The sequence below is a fragment of the Gilvimarinus gilvus genome, from assembly GCF_030518155.1.
GTDB classification, from domain to species: domain Bacteria; phylum Pseudomonadota; class Gammaproteobacteria; order Pseudomonadales; family Cellvibrionaceae; genus Gilvimarinus; species Gilvimarinus gilvus.
Genome location: NZ_JAULRU010000403.1, coordinates 1 through 351, shown reverse-complemented (window position 1 = coordinate 351; position 351 = coordinate 1). Strand labels below are relative to the sequence as shown.

The following is a 351-nucleotide window of genomic DNA, read 5'->3' as shown; positions in this document are numbered from 1 at the left end:
ATCGTATGGCTACCGGCTTGCCTAAAGGGATACCCAGCACTTCGGAAGAGATTGCTGTCTCTGCCTGAAAAGGCACAGACTTTGTTGCTGTCTGCAACCGGTCCAACTGCCTGATAAAAGTATCAACTGGCCGGTATCCATCGATTCTTAGTTGTGGTGAGCCATCAGAATCAAGAAAGATCAGCGTTGGGGTATATTGCACTTTGAGCTTTACCGCTAAGGCTTTCTCTGTCAGCTCAGTATCATCGGGCAGCGTGATCGTACGGTCTCCCCAAAGATCCAGCGATACCAGATCATAGCGCTGCCGCATACGCGTATTTACATCAGGATGAGTGAACACCTGTGTGATCA

General features: G+C 49.3%; 1 protein-coding gene. It reads right to left on the bottom strand.

The window, feature by feature from the left end; translation table 11 throughout:
* Window positions 1-351 (bottom strand): thioredoxin family protein (locus QWI17_RS06780; protein WP_302721766.1); only part of this gene is annotated, 351 nt, incomplete at both ends.